The sequence below is a fragment of the Sphaerisporangium sp. NPDC051017 genome (genome assembly GCF_040683095.1).
GTDB lineage: Bacteria > Actinomycetota > Actinomycetes > Streptosporangiales > Streptosporangiaceae > Sphaerisporangium.
Genome location: NZ_JBFBCI010000008.1, coordinates 71759 through 88338, shown reverse-complemented (window position 1 = coordinate 88338; position 16580 = coordinate 71759). Strand labels below are relative to the sequence as shown.

At 68.3% G+C, this 16580-nt stretch carries 18 protein-coding genes and 5 tRNA genes; 7 read left to right on the top strand and 16 right to left on the bottom strand.

Annotated features, from left to right (window positions below; all coding sequences use genetic code 11):
• Positions 1 to 115 precede the first annotated feature (115 nt).
• Positions 116 to 610: a DUF4352 domain-containing protein gene (locus AB0M95_RS10010; RefSeq protein ID WP_363761710.1), complete on the top strand. Its 495-nt coding sequence runs from the start codon at positions 116 to 118 to the stop codon at positions 608 to 610.
• A 147-nt stretch (positions 611 to 757) separates the two neighbouring features.
• Here AB0M95_RS10010 and AB0M95_RS10005 read toward each other — a convergent pair whose 3' ends face one another.
• From AB0M95_RS10005 to AB0M95_RS09980, 6 genes are all read right to left on the bottom strand, one after another.
• The gene (locus AB0M95_RS10005) at positions 758 to 925 is read right to left on the bottom strand and encodes a hypothetical protein (protein WP_363761708.1); all 168 of its coding nucleotides are present in this window, start codon (positions 923 to 925) and stop codon (positions 758 to 760) included.
• Between the two features lie 3 nt (positions 926 to 928).
• A complete protein-coding gene (locus AB0M95_RS10000) occupies positions 929 to 1201 on the bottom strand; it encodes a hypothetical protein (protein WP_363761706.1) in 273 nt (90 codons plus the stop codon).
• A 121-nt stretch (positions 1202 to 1322) separates the two neighbouring features.
• Positions 1323 to 2081, bottom strand: coding sequence for a protein phosphatase 2C domain-containing protein (locus AB0M95_RS09995; RefSeq protein ID WP_363761704.1), 759 nt, complete (start codon positions 2079 to 2081; stop codon positions 1323 to 1325).
• An 8-nt stretch (positions 2082 to 2089) separates the two neighbouring features.
• Positions 2090 to 2488 carry a hypothetical protein gene (locus AB0M95_RS09990; RefSeq protein WP_363761702.1) on the bottom strand — a complete coding sequence of 133 codons (399 nt, stop codon included), beginning with the start codon at positions 2486 to 2488 and terminating at the stop codon, positions 2090 to 2092.
• A 9-nt stretch (positions 2489 to 2497) separates the two neighbouring features.
• Positions 2498 to 2755, bottom strand: coding sequence for a hypothetical protein (locus AB0M95_RS09985; RefSeq protein WP_363761700.1), 258 nt, complete (start codon positions 2753 to 2755; stop codon positions 2498 to 2500).
• A 55-nt stretch (positions 2756 to 2810) separates the two neighbouring features.
• Positions 2811 to 2890 (bottom strand) — tRNA-Phe (locus tag AB0M95_RS09980).
• A 765-nt stretch (positions 2891 to 3655) separates the two neighbouring features.
• Here AB0M95_RS09980 and AB0M95_RS09975 point away from each other — a divergent pair.
• Positions 3656 to 4168 (top strand): DUF6461 domain-containing protein, encoded by a 513-nt coding sequence (locus AB0M95_RS09975; protein WP_363761698.1) that lies wholly within the window; start codon positions 3656 to 3658, stop codon positions 4166 to 4168.
• Between the two features lie 413 nt (positions 4169 to 4581).
• Here AB0M95_RS09975 and AB0M95_RS09970 read toward each other — a convergent pair whose 3' ends face one another.
• The 5 genes from AB0M95_RS09970 to AB0M95_RS09950 form a co-directional block, all read right to left on the bottom strand.
• Positions 4582 to 5271 carry an HAD family hydrolase gene (locus AB0M95_RS09970; protein ID WP_363761696.1) on the bottom strand — a complete coding sequence of 230 codons (690 nt, stop codon included), beginning with the start codon at positions 5269 to 5271 and terminating at the stop codon, positions 4582 to 4584.
• Between the two features lie 269 nt (positions 5272 to 5540).
• A tRNA-Phe gene (locus AB0M95_RS09965) sits at positions 5541 to 5614 on the bottom strand.
• Positions 5615 to 5640: 26 nt separating this feature from the next.
• Positions 5641 to 5715, bottom strand: a tRNA-Asp gene (locus tag AB0M95_RS09960).
• A 107-nt stretch (positions 5716 to 5822) separates the two neighbouring features.
• Positions 5823 to 5895 (bottom strand) — tRNA-Glu (locus tag AB0M95_RS09955).
• Between the two features lie 84 nt (positions 5896 to 5979).
• Positions 5980 to 7638 (bottom strand): metallophosphoesterase, encoded by a 1659-nt coding sequence (locus tag AB0M95_RS09950; RefSeq protein ID WP_363761694.1) that lies wholly within the window; start codon positions 7636 to 7638, stop codon positions 5980 to 5982.
• Positions 7639 to 7801: 163 nt separating this feature from the next.
• Between AB0M95_RS09950 and AB0M95_RS09945 the strand changes: the two genes are divergently transcribed.
• Positions 7802 to 8143 carry a metallopeptidase family protein gene (locus AB0M95_RS09945; RefSeq protein ID WP_358525419.1) on the top strand — a complete coding sequence of 114 codons (342 nt, stop codon included), beginning with the start codon at positions 7802 to 7804 and terminating at the stop codon, positions 8141 to 8143.
• 219 nt (positions 8144 to 8362) lie between these two features.
• Positions 8363 to 9655 carry an MFS transporter gene (locus tag AB0M95_RS09940; protein ID WP_363761692.1) on the top strand — a complete coding sequence of 431 codons (1293 nt, stop codon included), beginning with the start codon at positions 8363 to 8365 and terminating at the stop codon, positions 9653 to 9655.
• Here the strand turns inward: AB0M95_RS09940 and AB0M95_RS09935 are convergent.
• Positions 9652 to 10086, bottom strand: a complete 435-nt coding sequence (locus tag AB0M95_RS09935) for a PspC domain-containing protein (RefSeq protein WP_358525415.1) — start codon at positions 10084 to 10086, stop codon at positions 9652 to 9654. The two genes, AB0M95_RS09940 and AB0M95_RS09935, sit on opposite strands and share 4 nt — an antisense overlap.
• Before the next feature lie 323 nt (positions 10087 to 10409).
• On the opposite strand from AB0M95_RS09935, the gene AB0M95_RS09930 reads away from it, so the two are divergent.
• Positions 10410 to 10484, top strand: a tRNA-Lys gene (locus AB0M95_RS09930).
• A gap of 80 nt (positions 10485 to 10564) precedes the next feature.
• Here AB0M95_RS09930 and AB0M95_RS09925 read toward each other — a convergent pair.
• Positions 10565 to 10945, bottom strand: coding sequence for a tyrosine-type recombinase/integrase (locus tag AB0M95_RS09925; protein WP_363761690.1), 381 nt, complete (start codon positions 10943 to 10945; stop codon positions 10565 to 10567).
• A 236-nt stretch (positions 10946 to 11181) separates the two neighbouring features.
• On the opposite strand from AB0M95_RS09925, the gene nhaA reads away from it, so the two are divergent.
• Positions 11182 to 12498: a Na+/H+ antiporter NhaA gene (nhaA, locus tag AB0M95_RS09920; RefSeq protein WP_363761688.1), complete on the top strand. Its 1317-nt coding sequence runs from the start codon at positions 11182 to 11184 to the stop codon at positions 12496 to 12498.
• A 576-nt stretch (positions 12499 to 13074) separates the two neighbouring features.
• Here nhaA and AB0M95_RS09915 read toward each other — a convergent pair.
• Positions 13075 to 13983 carry an alpha/beta hydrolase gene (locus AB0M95_RS09915; RefSeq protein ID WP_363761686.1) on the bottom strand — a complete coding sequence of 303 codons (909 nt, stop codon included), beginning with the start codon at positions 13981 to 13983 and terminating at the stop codon, positions 13075 to 13077.
• A gap of 75 nt (positions 13984 to 14058) precedes the next feature.
• Entirely contained in the window at positions 14059 to 15345 is a 1287-nt protein-coding gene (locus AB0M95_RS09910; RefSeq protein WP_363761684.1) for a glycosyltransferase, read from the bottom strand.
• Positions 15346 to 15511: 166 nt separating this feature from the next.
• Here AB0M95_RS09910 and AB0M95_RS09905 point away from each other — a divergent pair, with 166 nt between their 5' ends.
• Entirely contained in the window at positions 15512 to 15967 is a 456-nt protein-coding gene (locus AB0M95_RS09905; protein ID WP_363761682.1) for a MarR family transcriptional regulator, read from the top strand.
• Positions 15968 to 16205: 238 nt separating this feature from the next.
• Here the strand turns inward: AB0M95_RS09905 and AB0M95_RS09900 are convergent, their stop codons facing one another.
• Entirely contained in the window at positions 16206 to 16520 is a 315-nt protein-coding gene (locus AB0M95_RS09900) for an HU family DNA-binding protein (protein WP_363761680.1), read from the bottom strand.
• Positions 16521 to 16580: the final 60 nt, after the last annotated feature.

Below are 16580 nucleotides of genomic sequence, written 5' to 3'. Positions count from 1 at the left end.
ACTCCCCAGGGCCACCGCTCCAGTGACCACGGTTGCGCCGCCACCGCAGACGGTCCAGCAGCAGCCTCTCGCCACCGCGCCAGCCACTACGGCGCCACCCCCGCCGCCGGAGTCTGTGCCGCCCGTCGCGACCGCCACCACCTCGCCTCCGGCGCCACCATCCCAGGAAGCTCCTCCCCCGCAGCCCACCTCCACGAATGTCGGCTCCTCACTCACCCTGCGCGGCTACGGCGCGGGCGCCCAGATCGACGTCGCCGTCACCAACGTCTTCATCGCGGCCAACCCCGCGAACGACTACTCGCACCCCAAAGCTGGCCATAGGTGGATAGCCGTGGAACTACGGATCACCAACTCCGGCCAGGCGATCTACGACGAGTACCCCGGCAACGACTCCCACTTGATCGACGCCGAAGGTCAGCAGTACGACGACACCTTCCAAGACGTCAAGGAGGGCGTCAATCTGCGCGACGTCACGATCACCCCCGGGGATTCCCGCAAAGGCGTGCTGGTGTACGAGATGCCCGAGACGGCCAAGCCAGCGAAGTTTCAGATGGCGTGGGACAGCGTTTTCGGTAACGCGCCCGGCGAATGGATCATCAGTCAGCCATAACAGCAGAACCTCTGGCGCCCGTACCCTGAGGCGAGCCCCAAGATACGGAGGCGCCCCGCGCGTGCGCAGGGCCACGCGCGGGGCGATAATCTCCGGCGTCGGGATCCGGCACACCAAAGATGCGGCAGGGAGCGGGAGCGGAGTGGTTTACCCCGCTGCCGCAGAGTTCTCCGGCTGGACGCCTTCGAGCCGCGCAACGACGCGCGCGAGGAGGCCGCGGATCTCGACTTGGCCGGCCTTGAGTTCGGCGAGGCATCGGAGGATCACCTCGCAATGCTGGTCGATCCGCGCACAGGTCTCCTGGATAGAGCCCATGGGCTACGCGTCGACGTCTTCGGACTTGGCGATCAGCCGTGCGACCTTGGAGGAGAACTCTTCGCGCCACGCCTTCTGTGCGTCGACCTCGCCAAGCAGGACGTTGAGCCCCGAACGGAGGTCCTCCAGCGTGGCGCGTATCGCGGCGAGCTGCTCAGTGTGGCGGGCCAGCACCTCGCCATGCAGGGTCTGGTTGTCCTCGATGCGTCCGAGACGACCGTTGATCTCGGCGATGTCGCTCTCGACGGTGTCGACGCGCTCCTCGATGAAGGCCATGCGCCAAGGATAGGGCGGCGCGTGTCGTCCGTCCCGGCTATCGGCGCCTTCCGGCACCGGGTGACTGGCACGGCCACCCCTGGGACGGCGGACCGCCGTCCCAGGGGGTTGAGTCAGGGCGTCATGGAGACCCAGGACAGGCTGCCGTGGCATCGTCGTGCCGCCTTCCACCGTTCATCGGACCGTGATCCAATTCCGCGCTACGGACCTGAGCGATCAACTGCCCAGGGCCCGCCTTGGCCACGGTTTCCATAAGCTGCTCCCAGGTATGCCCATACCACTCGATGAGCCGAGTGACGCCGTCGGTGACCATGAGGATGCCACTCAAGGTCTCGGCCGACACGGAGCCACGGAGCGCGTACGCCGCCTCCGGTTTCGTGCTGGCCACCCAGAATCCGCCGGGCTGATTTCGTAGCGACTGCACGAGCTCCAGGCTGTAGGGACGACCGCCTGGCAGGTGGTCCGTACGGTCGTCGTCGATCATCGTCAGGGCTCCATTGGCGCCGACGAGAGCGATCGGCGAGTCGCACAACACCAGATAGTCCACCAGCTCACCACGGCGGCGGACCGCCGCGACCGTTGAACTCGGCGAGTCGACATTGGTCAGATCACAGGTGTCCTCGTGGGCTGCCATCACTGCGCGGATGCCGTCGGCGAGGATACCCACCAGTGCGGCCCCCGGCCTGGTCGCCAGGCCGTGTCCCAGCGCGCCGCCTAGTTGCGCGACGAGCCACGGCACGTCGTGGATGCACCCGGAGTCGACTCCCGCCGGAGCAGTTGCCCCGTCCAGGACGGCAATCCAGTCGGGCCCGGCGATGACGTAGTCCTCGTTGCGGCGTCCGGGAATCGGGGCCGGCTCTGTGGAGTAGGTGATGTGCACGTAGTTCCTCAGTCGGGGATGGGGAAGCGGTAGTCGAAGGTCGACATGTCAGCTGCGATCACCGCGCACATCACTTCGACGGCGCGACCGGTCGCCTCGAAGGTGGTGCGCTTGAGCTCCACCACGGGAGTGCCCGGTGGGAGCGATAATGCAGCGTCGCGGAACAGGCTGAGGATCGCCGCATCGCGCCGGGCCTGGAAACCTCCGCCCTTGCAGGTCTTGAGCAGCGCGTCCAGCTCTTCAGGGGTGAACACCGGGACGAGCTTCTCGTCCACCTTGGGCGGGGACATGCCGAGCATGATGTTGGGCTTCGGCTCGTCGGGGTCCTCTTCGGCGTACCACTTGAAGAACTGCTGGAGTGCGCGGAACTGGTTGTTGGCGTAGAAGTCGCTGTAAGAGCCGAGCACGGCCACCACCTACACCAGGACGTCGTTGGCGACCACCTCGCCCCACCGGGTCTTGCCGCAGCCGAGCCCGGTGTCCTCGTCCGGTTCAGGGAGCAGGTGGGCGCCGGCGAACCACTGCGCTGCCTCGACGTAGGTGCGGATCGTTTTGGGGGATTTCTTCTCGGCGGCCAAGTGCAGCTCGAAGGAGTCGATGAGGAGCTGGAAGGGGCCGGCGTCGAGGATTTTCGGGGAACGCGGTTTGAAAGTTTTCCGCTCATTAAGCGACATAGCCCGGACGGTACACCGCCGAGCTATGCTATATATGCAGTTCAGAGCCTGTTTGTGGTCAGGGGCGGGGTCGAACCGCCGACCTTCCGCTTTTCAGGAGTAGGCACCATGATCGCCCACCTCGGCGGCCCGACCTCGGCTCCAGGTGATCGCTGACATGTGGGTACGTGGGCTGGTGTGGGCCCGGGTTGATGTGGCGGTTGATGTACCAGAAGCATCAGCAACAGGCAGGCCCCAGTTCGCCGGTGGGCCGGGGCCGAGGAACCAAGTCCGTAGGTGACGAGGCCGAGGAATGCTGCGAAACTCGGCTCATGCATACAGCCGTCGGGCGTGCTCTTGCGTTCGTGGGAACTGTCTTGGGACTTCTCTGGGGTCTCGGCGCGATGATTCGGGCAGTGTCCGGTGACGATCCCCTCTGGGGGCGCGTCGTAATCTTCGCTTTGGGGGCGCTGCTCTTCCAGCACTTGGCCCGCGGCTTAATCCGGGAGTGGCGGCGGCCAAGGTCAGTGAGCCGCGCTTCAGGTGAGGCAAGTGAAGGGCAAGGACATCTGTAAAACCGTCGGCTCAGCCTACGATGGTTCGAACCCATCACCCGCCACAGCAGGGCAAGAGAGCCCCTGACCAGCAGAAATGCCGGTCAGGGGCTCTCTTCGTTGTCGGCCTTGTTTCCCTGTTGCTCCCTTGATCACCGCTAGATCTGGCACGTGTGTGGCACGCTGGAGATCGCGAGTACTGCTGGCTAGGCCAACGAGCCGACCAGGTCAGGCTGCCCATGGGGGCCGTGCTCAGGACGTCGGCACGCGAGGATGAGCCCGCTGCCGCTTCTCAAGGTCGTACCGACTTTTCGTCGGGCTCTCATGCCAGGATCTCCATGATCCATCCCGAGAGAACAGGATTCCCATGAGCGGCTACGACTGGCTCGATGACGAGGCATTCTGCGCGACCTTCGTCCGCGGCCTTACCCCGCACGAGGCGCTGGCCCGCCTTGGCATTGACGTGTTCGACGGCGATGACGAGGAAGGCGATATCGATGAGGGCCTCATCTCTGCCCGGTCAGCCGAGGGCGGCACCATTCTGAGCGAAGAGAACGGCTACGCCGGCAGGCTGGACGAGGTGCTGCGATCCTTGTCGGCCGGGACGGTCGCGGCGAGCGTCTTCGTCAACGTGAACAGGCTCGCGTCCTTCGACCATTACGCCGACGGCCGTAGGATCCTGTCCTTCGATCCGCTGTTTCCCGGCGACGAGGACGGCATCCCGGAGGACTTCCTGGCCCACCGGGAGGAGCTGGGGCTGGTTGGCGACGAGTCGGAGGGCGGGCTTGCCGCTGCGCTGCTGCTGGCCGAGCGCATCACCGAGGTGCGGCCGAACGCGTCAAGTGACGTCGTGGTCGCCCATGGTGTTCTCGAGTACTGAGTGCTTCGCCCGTTTCCACAGCTCGGCAGTGCGGCCTTGAAGGTTGTTCGCGTCCGGAGCCGCCTCCATGAGGTTTCGACGATTGCCAACCGCACTGCACGGTGAGCCGGGGTGAGGAACGAACCCCGGATCTGCGATCGCCCCCGACCACGGCGGAACATCGGCCACCCCGTGGCGATCGTCGTGCTGCATTGGGGCGGCGGCGCGACCAGAGGCCAGCGGGTGGCGTGGGTGCGGCGCGGCGGGTGTGCGGTGACGGCCCGGAGTCCTGCGCGCCGCCGGGATCGGCCCCCAGGCCGCACGCCCGGCGTGCGCTGGCAGGCGCAGGGCCGGGCGACGGCGCGCAGCGCCGCCGCCCCTTGATACTCACAAGAACAATTCGGCAGATCACCGCGCTTGGGCGGCGTCGCCTGTCAGGTGCTGGGCGGAGTGAGCTGAGCCATGTCGTTGATGATGGCGTCTGCTCCGGCCTCGTGGAGGCGATGGTCTTTGCCGGGGGTGTTGGCGTAGCCGATGCTGAGGATTCCGGCGGTCTTGGCGCTTTGGATGTCGGTGACCGAGTCGCCGATCAGGGCGGTTAGGGCGGGGTCTGCGCCGAGGGCGTTGAGGGCCTGGGTGATCAGGTACGGGTGGGGTTTGAGCAGGGCGGGGTCTTGGAAGAGGGCGCGGGCTGAGATGTGGTCGAAGTAGCCGAGTAGGCCGTGGTTCTCGGTGTAGGTCTTGATGGCGGCGTCGGAGTTGTTGCTGACTACTGCCAGTCGTCGGCCTGAGGTGCGGAGCTGCTTGATGACGTTGGCTGTGCCGGGGGTGGGGGTGGCGGTGAGGGCGGCTTGGAGTTCAAGGCCGCGTAGCCCGGCTTCGACGGTTTCAGCGACCAGTGGGCCGGCCGTGGGGGCGTAGCGCAGGATCTCCAGAGGGTCGGCCTGGGCGCGTATGTCTGGGGGCAGGTCGAGGGCGAGAGGTGCGAGGTAGGCGCGCAGGGTGGCGGCGATGGTGGGTGCCGGTAGTCCCGCGAAGATGTCGCATATGGGGCCGTCGAAGTCGAACAGGACGTGTTTGACGTCGGCGAGCAGGCGATGGACGTGGGCAGGTTCTGAGATCACCCTTTGAACTCCCGGCTGACGGTGTTCCACATCGACTCAAACCGGTTTCACTCCTCCTGGACCTGGGCGTACCTCCGCACGTGGTACGCGAAATCGTCGGTCACAGCGCCATAGAGGTCACAATGGACGTGTACGCGCATGCGTCATTGGAAGAAAAAACGAAGGCACTCAAGCGTCTAGGAAAAGGGATCAGCTAGCGGGTTGATGTACCGGTTGATGTAAAAACCCCGAACCGTGATCATGGTTCGGGGTTTTCGCTGGTCAAAAGGTGGTCAGGGGCGGGGTCGAACCGCCGACCTTCCGCTTTTCAGGCGGACGCTCGTACCAACTGAGCTACCTGACCCGGCGGTGAGATGACACCTACCAGAGCGGTCCTGACGGGACTTGAACCCGCGACCTCCACCTTGACAGGGTGGCGAGCACTCCAAACTGCTCTACAGGACCTTGCTCATCCCCCAGGGCGTTGCCCCGGGCTCTTTGCGCTCGCTTAGCCTACCAGTTCTCCGGAGGTCTTTGACCTTCCGTCGTGCCGGTGAGCCTTCGCTCGCACGTGCCCCCAACGGGATTCGAACCCGTGCCGCCGCCTTGAAAGGGCGGTGTCCTAGGCCGCTAGACGATGGGGGCTCAGGACTCTCGCCCTGGATCCGTGACGCCTTCCGTCGGGGACTTCTGAAGCATAGGGGACTTCGTACCCCGATGCCAAAGCGGTCATCTTCTGGACGGTGTCGCGGTGGCGCCGCTCTCTCCCGTTGGTGACGGGCTGGGAACCGGCTCCGGAGAAATTGTACGACCTGGTTCGGCTTCCAGGCGACGCTGTATCTGTACCCATTGCTCGCCGAGGCCCCCGAGCGTGACGTCGTCCCATGCCTGGAGCCGGTGGGTGGCCCTGTCGAAGTAGAGCACGGACGCCTGGATGGGCGTGGGTTCGTCATGTTCGAGGCCGCGCAGGCCCGCGCCGCCGGTGGATCCCTGGATCATCAGCCGCGTGCCCTCTGCGAGCATCTCGGTGGACCGCTGGTGGACGTGGCCGGCCAGGACGAGGGGGGTGGCCCCGGCGAACCCCCGTCCGACCGTGGGGTCGTGGACGGCGACGAGATCGACGACGATCTTCTGAGCGGCCGGGCCGGGCGTCGCGGAAGAAGGTGTGGGGCCGGGCGTGGATTCCCCCGGGGTCTTGGAGGCCCCCGGCGCAGGGGTTTGCATGGACTTGCGCGAGCCCTTCGAGGACGCCGCCTTACGCGGGACCGGGTCGGCGGTCAGGCGATTGGCATGGGTTCGTCCGAGCTCGGCCAGCATCTCGGCGTCGGACTTGACGTCGACCGTCTTGTCGGGCGTGAACCTGGGGTCGCCCACCCCGTAGATGCGCAGGCCCTCTACGGTCTTCGCGGTGCCGTCCAGCACGATGGCGTTCTTCTCGCGGGCGACGGCGCGCTCGGTGCCGATGGAATCGTGGTTGCCGCGCACGTAGACGTACGGGACGCCGAGCTTGCCGATCTCTTCGACGAACTTGTTCTCGGCCTTGGTCCCGTGGTCGGCGATGTCCCCGGTGTCGATCACCATATTGATCTTGAACTGCTCCTTCAGGGAGCGGATCGTGTTCCACGCGAGGGGGTTGAGGTGAATGTCCGACACGTGCAGGACCCGGAGGGTGTTCGGGTCCGGCGAGTACACCGGCAGCGTCGTCCCCGCGTGGTAGAGCTGGGAGACGTTGGTCACCAGCTTGGCGAGCTGGTTCCGGTACTCGGAGAAGCGCGTCACGATCGACTCGGCGCTGCCGATCAGCGAGGGCACGCCGGTGAGCAGCCCCGTGTAGCGCGGCTCCGAGATGGACGCGGGGTTGAAGGTCATGACGGACACTGCCGCGACCGTACCCACCGTCAGGAGGCTCCCCAGGGACGTCCACAGGGCCCGCCGCCACCGGCGGAAGACGATCAGCCCGGTCAGGAAGCCTCCGGCCACGGCGCACACGGCCGCTCTGACGAGCAGTTCGCGCAGCCCGGCCTGAAGGTCGGCCTCGATGAGGTCCGGGAGGGTCTCGGCCCAGCGCGGGCTTTCCAGGAGCTGCTGGGCCACGTCGGCGTGGATGCCGTCGAGGCTCAGGCCCAGCCGGATCGGCCCGTGGTGGGAGTCGAATCTGAGGGTGCCGAGCGGGCGGATGTCGAGCACCGTCTGGCCGCCCCAGGACGGCTGCAAGCTCATCCCGATCTGCGCGGGGCCCACGGCGGTGCTGACGTTGGCGCCGAGCGCGATCCCGAGCCAGGCTCCGGCCAGGGCTACCAGGCCGATCACCAGGACACTGCCGGTCCGGCGCACGGCGCGTCGTTCGCTCAGCCGCCTAGCAGTATTCCTCAAGCGCGTGACGTTCATCGTCGTCATGCCTACCCGAAATTGCGGAAACTCTCATAGCTCGCAAGAGTCATCGGGAGTGTCGCGCACAGTCAGGACGCGTCCGGGCCGGCCGGGACGTGATCCACGAGGCATCCACGCAGCCGGTTCGCGCGCTGTCGTGTGGCGGTGACACGATTGACCGGTGATCGAGGTTTCGCGGGAGAAGTTCGAGGAGCTTGTGGCCGAGGCGCTGGACACGGTCCCGCCCGAGCTCGCCGAGGTCATGCAGAACGTGGTGATGGTGGTGGTGGACGATCCGCCCGAGCCGGGGCTTCTGGGGCTGTACACGGGTATCCCGCTGACCGAGCGTGGCGGGTGGTACTCCGGGGTCCTGCCGGACAGGATCGAGATCTACCGCAACTCGATCTGCGAGATCTGCGAGACGGAAGAGGACGTCGTCGAAGAGGTGCAAATCACCGTAATCCATGAGATAGCGCATCATTTCGGCATTGATGATGACCGTCTGCACGAGCTCGGCTGGTGAGTCCGATCCCGCGCGAGCTCAGGGCTCCAGAATTCGTCGCCGGCGTCGGCGCGAGCCGCCGTCCAGAGTCCTGATTTTTCACGAAATAGCAGGCTAGAACGGAACGGCCGCGTAATTCTTCATGCCTTCCGGGTTGGCCAACCGCGAGCGGACCGGGCACCCTTGGTGACATACTGAACACGGTGTGTCAGTACGGCCCAGCGAGCCCAGCGGAGACATATGGCGGCGACGAGGCCAGGTCGGCTGCCGGGGCGGCACCGCCGCGAATCCGAAAGCCAGGCCACGTACAGCGAGGTCATCGCCATTGGCGAGTTCCGTTCACTATGGGGCGGTCAGTGCCTTTCTCTCCTCGGTGACCAACTCGCCCAAGTTGCCCTGGCCATCCTCGTCTACGAGAGGACGCACTCCGCGCTCGCCACCGCCGCCGTCTACGCCCTGACCTACCTGCCGCCGATCCTCGGCGGCCCCCTGCTCGCGGGGCTGGCAGACCGTTTCGCGCGCCGCCGCGTCATGATCATTTGCGATCTCGTGCGGGCCGGGCTGGTCGGCCTCATGGCCGTGCCGAGCATGCCGTTCCCGGTGCTCTGCGCCCTGGTCTTCTGCGTGGTCCTGCTCAGTTCGCCGTTCACGGCCGCGCGGGCGGCGCTGCTGCCCGACATCCTGGAGGGCGACCGCTACGTCGCGGGCTCCGCCCTGCAGAACATGACCAACCAGGCGGTGCAGATGCTCGGGTTCGCCGCCGGGGCCGGGGTGATCGCGACGATCGGCGCGCACCGCGGCCTGGCCCTGAACGCGCTCACCTTCCTGATCTCCGCCCTGATCCTCGCGGTCGGCGTACGCAGTCGTCCCGCGCCCGACCCCGAGGACGGCGCCCACGCCTCCATATGGAGCTCCACCAAGGCCGGTGCCCGCCTCGTCTTCGGTGACAGGCGTCTCAGGACGCTCGTGATGTTCGCGTGGCTCTGCGGCTTCTACGTGCTCCCCGAGGGCATCGCCGTGCCGTACGCCGCCACGCTGGGCGACGATCCACGGGACGTCACGCTGATCAGCGGCCTGCTCATGGCCGCCATGCCGACCGGGACGGTGCTCGGGGCCTTCATCTTCAGCCGCATGGTGACACCTACGGGGCGCCTGCGCGTCATGGGATGGATGGCGATGCTGAGCTGCGCCCCGCTCATCGGATGCGCGCTACGGCCGCCCCTGGCCGTCGTCCTCGCCCTGTGGGTCCTCGCCGGGATGGGCGGGGCCTACCAGCTCGCGGCGAACGCCGCCTTCGTCCAGTGCGTGCCGGCGAACCGGCGGGGGCAGGCCTTCGGGCTGGTGCAGTCGGGCCTGCTGGCCGCCCAGGGAATCGGAATCCTCATCGGGGGCGCCGCCGCCCAAGCACTCGGCCCAGAGCCGGTGGTCGCGCTCGCCGGAGCCTCCGGGCTCACGGTCGCCGCGCTAGTGGCCATGCTCTGGACCGAGTCTCGTGCCGAGATAATCACCAGGGTCCGCACCCAGGTGAGTTAGACGGTCGTGGGGGGCTCGTCCACCGGGGAGGCGGGGCGAGCGGCCGGCTGCTGCGGAGCCGGAGCCGGAGCGGGGTAGGACGGGGCCTGGTCCCGCGGACCCCACTCCTTACGGGCCTTGTTCACGCCCTGCTCCCAGTACGACGCGGCCTGGTGCCAGGTCGACCCCGGGTCGCTCTTCTGCTTGCCGATCAGGTCCTGGACGATCGAGGTCTGCTTGCTCTCTTCGGGGATCAGCAGCCACGCGACGGCGTAGATGCCCACCCCGAGGCCACCGAAGAAGGTGGCGATGGCGAGCCCGATGCGGAGGATGTTGGCGTCGATGCCGATGAACTCGGCGGCGCCGGAGCAGACACCGGCGACGATCCTGCCCTGGCGGGTGCGACGCAGTTCCTTGACTGTGGAGTGGCCGTGGAGGTTCATCTCGTTCATGTCTCAAGACTGCCCTCGGGGGCTCTCTTCGCACATCGGGATTCCCCCTGGCCCTACCCTGGTGACGCCCTGAAGCCCCAACGCCTTCCCGCCAGGCTTGGACCCTCCCCTCTCAGGGAACGAGGACCAGGGACGGCCCTCCACCGAGCGGGACGACACCTCCGGACTCCTGACGTGCCGAGGGCAACGAATCCATGACATCCATGACATGGGACATGACGAAACACGAACCCGGCCACCGGAGGTACACCACAACCATCGACCCGGCAACCGTCTAACCAGTCGCGTAAGGCACGGTACTCTCGGTACCCTGCAATCCATATGGGCCGCTAGCTCAATGGCAGAGCTGCGGACTTTTAATCCGTAGGTTCAGGGTTCGAGTCCCTGGCGGCCCACCAGCAGATCCCTTGATCAGCGGTCCCCCGTGAGGGGCCTTTTGATCTCCTGCCGGACCATTGCCAGACCATCCCGCAGACGATCATCCCCCATCGGCCACCGCCCGGGCGCGCGGGATCATCTCCACCGTCGCCTTGGCGGCCGCCTCGGCCAGTTCCGGGACGACACTGGTGTAGGTGTCGGCGGTGAACCAGTACTGGCGGTGCCCCAGAGTCGCGCTGACCACCTTCATGTCGACGCCGGCCGCGAGCATGATGGTGGCCGCGGCGTGTCGCGTGTCGTGCAGCCGGACCGGCGGCAGGCCGGATCTCTTCACGAGCCACTCGGTGTGGTCGGTGAGCGCGTTCAAGTCCAGCGGCCGGCCCAGGCGGTCGGTGAACACGCGCCCGGAGTCCACCCAGTCCTCACCTGCCGCGAGCTGGTCGGCGGCCTGTACCTTGCGCCAGGCCTTCAGCAGCCGCACGTTCGCGTCGTCCAGCTCCGCGAGGGCTCTTGCTGGGCGAATACACCAGCCCCGTGGTATCCGGTGCCGATCATGCACGCGCCCCCACCTCCACAATGGAGGTGGGGGCGCGTTCTTGTTGTACGGCGCCGCTCGGCGGCCCCACTTGATACGCGCATCTTGATACGTTATTGACAGGTGCGCCGGGAAGTCTGGTCGGCACGTTCGACCCGACCCCTGCCAGAGAGCGGAGTTCCATGCCCGGCACCACCTTCGACCGCACACCCCGTCTGCTCGGCCGGGGCACGTGGCCCGAAGCGCGGCGGATCGCCAGCATTCTGCGCAAGGAGACCGTCGGCGGGGCGTTGCTCTTGGCGGCCGCGCTCGCCGCGCTGGTATGGGCCAATTCTCCGTGGGCTCAGGCGTATGAGGACCTGCGCGCGTTCAAGGTCGGCCCGGCCGTGCTGCACCTGGACCTCGACCTGGCTACCTGGGCCGCCGACGGGCTGCTGGCGATCTTCTTCTTCGTCGCCGGGCTGGAGCTCAAACGCGAGTTCGTCGCCGGGGACCTGCGTGATGTGCGGCGGGCGGCGGTTCCGGTGGCCGCCGCCTTCGGCGGAGTGGCCGTGCCCGCGCTGGTGTACCTGACGATGGCCGGCGGGGCCGGTGATGGCGCCGCGCGCGGGTGGGCGATTCCCACCGCCACCGACATCGCCTTCGCCCTCGCGGTCCTTGCGGTGGTCGGCCGCTGCCTGCCCGCCGCGCTGCGCACGTTCCTGCTGACCTTGGCGGTGGTGGACGACCTGATCGCCATCGTCATCATCGCCGTTTTCTACACCACCCACCTGTCGGTGCCGCCCCTGCTGGGGGCTTGCGTGCCACTGGCGGTCTTCGCGCTGCTGGTACGGCGGCGGGTGCGCTCGTGGTGGCTGCTGCTGCCACTCGCGTTCGCCACCTGGGCGCTGGTGCACGCCTCGGGCGTCCACGCCACCGTGGCCGGCGTACTGCTGGCCCTGACCGTCCCGGTGCTGCGCAGCGAGCGAGCGGGTTACCCCGAGGCCGGGCCCGGGCCGGCCGAGCACTTCGAGCACCGATTCCGGCCGATATCCGCCGGACTTGCCGTCCCCCTCTTCGCCTTCTTCGCCGCCGGAGTGAGCGTCGGCGGGCTCGACGGCCTCGCCAAGACGCTCACCGACCCGGTCGCGCTCGGTGTCGCGGCCGGACTGCTGGCCGGCAAGCCGATCGGCATCCTGGCCGCGACCTGGGGAGTGGCCCGCTTCACCCGTGCCACCCTGGACGAAGGCCTGGCCTGGATCGACATGGCCGGGCTGGCCGTCCTGGCCGGGATCGGGTTCACCGTGTCCCTCCTGATCGGAGAGCTGGCCTTCGGAGCCGGCAGCGACACCGACGCCACGGTCAAAGTCGCCGTCCTGACCGGATCCCTGGGCGCCGCACTTGCGGCCACGGTGATCCTGCGGCTGCGCGCCCGCACCTACCGGCGTATCCACCAGGCCGAGACCGCCGACACCGACCACGACGGCATTCCCGACCTCTACCAGCCTCCCCGGCCCTGACCTCCACGCTGCACGGTCCACCCCACCCCCGCGACTTCACAGCTGCCGCGCGCGCACTTCCAGGCCTACCGGGGATTTCACCACCATCGCAGTCCGCAATCAACGACGATGCCTGCCCATAGGCCCCCGCGAGCAGGGCTCCGCGGGCTCTTGCTGGGCGAACACACGGGCCCCGCGGTATCCGGGGCCGAGCATGCACGCGCCCCACCTCCATGTGGAGGTGGAGCGCGGTCTTGTACTACGGCTACCGTTCGGCGTCCTTGGCCGCCGCGGCGGCCTGCAGCAGAGGCTGGACGTGCGGCGGTAGGGCTCCAGGGCGGCCAACGTCTCCTCGAGGAGCTGGGGCGGCGGGAGATCGGGCAGAGCGCGCGTGCGCAGGTCGGGCAGATCGAACAGTGCCCGGCCGTGCTGCGCGATCAGCTCGGCCACCAACCAGGGATACCGCCTGATCGACGCGGCCCGGTTCAGCGGGATCTGCTCGATGAGGTAGCCGCCGCGCGCCGGGTCGGCGAACTCGGGGCCGGTGCGCCGGGCCGGATTCCAGTCCTGGATGTGGCTCGGTAGGGCGACCGCCCACTACCTGCCCGGGCCGGTGTCAGCGTCGAGCACGTCCTCGGTGGCAAGGAAAGCGCGAATCTTCGCGACGATGCGGGGGTAGTCAGGGCCGAACCAGATCATGTGGCTGTCGGCCCGGCTGTCCACCAATTCGGCGTTCGGCAGCGCCGCGGCCAGCGACTCGGCGTGGGCGAAGGACACCGACCGGTCACGGCGGGTGGCGATGACCAGCGCCGGCTGGCTGACCTGTGCGGCGCAATCGGGCACCGGGAGCATGTCGGCGACGAAGCCGTACCCCGAGCGCATCACGGTGAACAAACCGGCCAGCGTGGCCCGCTCGGCGGCCGACAGTGCCGCCAGGACCTGGTGGGCGGGCAGCACCGACAACTCCCGCAACAGCAACCGCAGCCCCAACGATGGAGCGACCTGGAGCAGAGACCGCATGATCGCCCAGGTGCCGGCCTCCACCCGGCCGTGGAACACCACCCGGCCGCCCAACCGGATCAGCCGGCTCGGCCAGGGCAGGAACCCAACCGCGCTTTCCAAGATGACCCGCTCGACCAGGTGCGGGTGGCGGGCAGCCAGCGTCAGCGCGGTGCGTCCGCCAGCCGAGACGCCCACCACTGCGGCCAGGCGGCTGATCCCCAGGGCCGCGCACAACTCTGCGGTGGCGTCAGCGAAGCCCGCCGGGGTGGTGCCGGTGGTCAGCGGCGTCCGCCCATAGCCCGGGCGCGAGGGCGCCAGCACCGTGAAACCCGCGTCGGTGAAGACCTCCACGCCTTGCGCGAGTCCCGCCCGCATGTGGCCGCCGTGGAAGACCAGGACCGTGGCGGATCCCCCGCTCTGCAGTCGGTATTCCATCGGTCCGGCGCTCAGGTGCGCCAGGAGAGTGGCACGCTCGGGGAAGCCTGTGCGCCCAGCAGACTCCATGACAATCTCCGTTCAGAACAACAGCGTGCAGGGCTGGATGTGGGATCACGATTCGGTGGCGGTGGCCCACGCAGCTCAGCGCCAGGTTCGGGTCGAGGCTCTTTCCAGCCCTTGCAGGATCTCGGCCGCGCGGGTGGCGCCGTCCTCGGCGCGGATGCGCTGGCCGAGCTCGTCGGCTGCCGTGGCCATGGCCGCGTCGGTGCAGGCTTGGGCGATGGCGGCGGCCAGCCCTTCTGCTGTCAGCCGTCGCTGCGGCTGAGGCTCGGTCGCGACCCCGAGCGCGTGCGCGCGAGCGGCCCAGAACGGCTGGTCGGCCACGAACGGGCAGATCACCTGCGGCCGGCCGGAGGCCAGCGCGGCACCAGTGGTGCCGCTGCCGCCGTGGTGCACGACCGCCGCGACGCGCGCGAACAGCCAGTCGTGCGGCGCCTGATCCAGTTGCAGCACGCCGTCGGGCAGGTCGTCCACGCGCATGCCGCCCCATCCGGCCATCAGAACGGCCCGCACGCCCGCTTGCCGTACGGCCTCGGCCACGACGCGGCCGACCCGTGCCGGGTCAGTGCCGGCCATGCTGCCGAAGCCGATGTAGACGGGTGGCGGGCCGGCGGCCAGGAACTCGGCCAGCTCGGTCGGCGGCCGCCAACCGGTGGCTGCGGGCAGATACCAAAAGCCGGTGGTGTGCACCTGCCGCGGATAGTCCGAGGTGCCGGGCAGCAGACGAGGGCTGAAAGCCTGCAGCACCATGGCCGTCCCGCCGTCGGGCAGGCGCAGGGCATCGTGCCGGCCCCGGCGGCGAGGCAGGCCGAGGGTGTCACGGCGCAGCCGGTCGGAAATTCCGGCAAACGAGCGCAGCAGCAGCTTGATCGGCAGGTAGCTGGCCCGGTTGAGAGCACGCGGCAGCGGGACAGGCAGCATCGGGTTGGGGAAGGACGCGGTCGGCACCCAGACCGGTTGCAGGGCGACCGGAACGGCGGGCACACCGAGTTTCTCGGCGATGTGGTGAGCAGGGATGCCCGCCGGGTGGACGACCAGATCGGCTCCGTGCTCGGCGACCGCCGCCATGTCGGCCAGGACCTGCGCCATGAGCGGCTTGGTGCGCCGCACGACCTGCAGGGCGATCTTCTTGCCACGCAGGCCCCGGTAGTTGGTCTCGATGGCCTCGCGGATCTGTGGATCGTCGATGAGCTTGTTAGGCCCGTCGTCCAGCGGTGCGAAGGCGATGCCGTACGGCTCGGCCAGGGCGGCCATCGCCGCCGGCGCGCCCAGCACCACGTCGTGCCCGGCCTGCTGCAGGGCCAGCGCGAGGGCCGCATACGGCTGCACGTCGCCGCGGGTGCCGTGGGTGAGGATGAGAACCTTCATCGGCGTTCCTTGTCGGAGGGGACGAGGAGATTTCGTCTGTGCTCGCCGACCAGGCTTCCCGGCACACCGTCGACCCGCTGGCGGGCCGAATATCAGCAATATAGCCAAAGTTCAGAAATTTCTGAAGTCTCCGCGCTTCCGGCTATTCTGCTGTCGGAGGTGGCGGGTGAGCGAGCAGGAGCGATGGCAGGCCGCAGAACGGCTGGCGCTGGTACTGACGGAGGGCGGGCTGCAGCGCATGGCCGCCCGCACGCTGGCGGTGTTCCTGTTCACCAACACCGAGACCATCACCATGGGCGAGATCGCCGAACACCTCGGGGCCAGCGTTGGCTCGGTTTCCGGCGCCATCAAAGCGCTACTGACCGTCGGCCTCATCGAACGACTTCCCACCCCCGGCCGCCGCGAGCACTACCGGCTCCGCGACGACGCCTGGGCGATCCTGTTCACCGGCCAAAACACCGTCGTGCAGGCCATGCTGCAGGCCGCAGAAACCGGCATCGCCGCCACCACTCCTGGCGGGCCCGCCCATCGCCGCTTGGGCGACATGCGCGACTTCTACACCTTCCTGCTCGGCGAACTGCCCGCCCTCCTGCAGCGCTGGCACCAGCAACGCGCCACCTGAGCCGACGAAGTCACACCGGTGAGGTGAAGTACCGCAGGCCGGCAGCCCCGCGGCCCCGCCGCCTGCGGAGGCGCGGCGGGGTCACGCGATTGTCAGATGCTGGAGTTGAACTGCGCGCCGCTGTCCGGCCCGGACAGCGTCCGGCCGTCGCGGTCCAGCCAGCGCGGCGAGCTGGCCGAGCGGCACTGCGCGCAGGTCCGGCAGGGCCGTGGTGTCGGGTCGGTGTTCGATGCCGGCCTCAGGCGCTGGTGTCCGCGACGGCGTCCTTGAACGCCTTGGCCAGCCGTACGACGGGCACATTCTTGGCGGCAACCGGGATCTCGCCGCCGGTCTGCGGGTTGCGGGCGGTGCGGGCCGCCCGGGTCTTGCGCTCGAACACGCCGAGCCCCGGCAGGTCCACGCGCTCGCCAGCGGCGACGGCCTCCTGCAGGGCGGAGGTGAGCGACCTGAGCGCGAGGTCGATCTGGCTGCGGGTGAGCCCCTCCTTGGCAGCGGCTTCAGCCAGGGTTTTGGACTCTGCGGCGGCGTTGGCGATGAGTTCGGCCTTCTTCATGGTCTTCTTCTCGATCGGTGGTGGAGGCGGCCCGGCCAGGCGCTCCGGGCGCTCGCCCGT

Excerpts from the sequence above, each read along its gene's own strand:
- AB0M95_RS09975 (WP_363761698.1), top strand. The coding sequence starts at position 3,656 with ATGAGCGGCTACGACTGGCTCGATGACGAGGCATTCTGCGCGACCTTC.
- AB0M95_RS09910 (WP_363761684.1), bottom strand. The coding sequence starts at position 15,345 with ATGAAGGTTCTCATCCTCACCCACGGCACCCGCGGCGACGTGCAGCCG.
- AB0M95_RS09940 (WP_363761692.1), top strand. The coding sequence starts at position 8,363 with ATGGCGGCGACGAGGCCAGGTCGGCTGCCGGGGCGGCACCGCCGCGAA.
- AB0M95_RS09900 (WP_363761680.1), bottom strand. The coding sequence starts at position 16,520 with ATGAAGAAGGCCGAACTCATCGCCAACGCCGCCGCAGAGTCCAAAACC.
- nhaA (WP_363761688.1), top strand. The coding sequence starts at position 11,182 with ATGCCCGGCACCACCTTCGACCGCACACCCCGTCTGCTCGGCCGGGGC.
- AB0M95_RS09935 (WP_358525415.1), bottom strand. The coding sequence starts at position 10,086 with ATGAACGAGATGAACCTCCACGGCCACTCCACAGTCAAGGAACTGCGT.
- AB0M95_RS09985 (WP_363761700.1), bottom strand. The coding sequence starts at position 2,755 with ATGTCGCTTAATGAGCGGAAAACTTTCAAACCGCGTTCCCCGAAAATC.
- AB0M95_RS09950 (WP_363761694.1), bottom strand. The coding sequence starts at position 7,638 with ATGAACGTCACGCGCTTGAGGAATACTGCTAGGCGGCTGAGCGAACGA.
- AB0M95_RS09915 (WP_363761686.1), bottom strand. The coding sequence starts at position 13,983 with ATGGAGTCTGCTGGGCGCACAGGCTTCCCCGAGCGTGCCACTCTCCTG.
- AB0M95_RS10005 (WP_363761708.1), bottom strand. The coding sequence starts at position 925 with ATGGGCTCTATCCAGGAGACCTGTGCGCGGATCGACCAGCATTGCGAG.
- AB0M95_RS10000 (WP_363761706.1), bottom strand. The coding sequence starts at position 1,201 with ATGGCCTTCATCGAGGAGCGCGTCGACACCGTCGAGAGCGACATCGCC.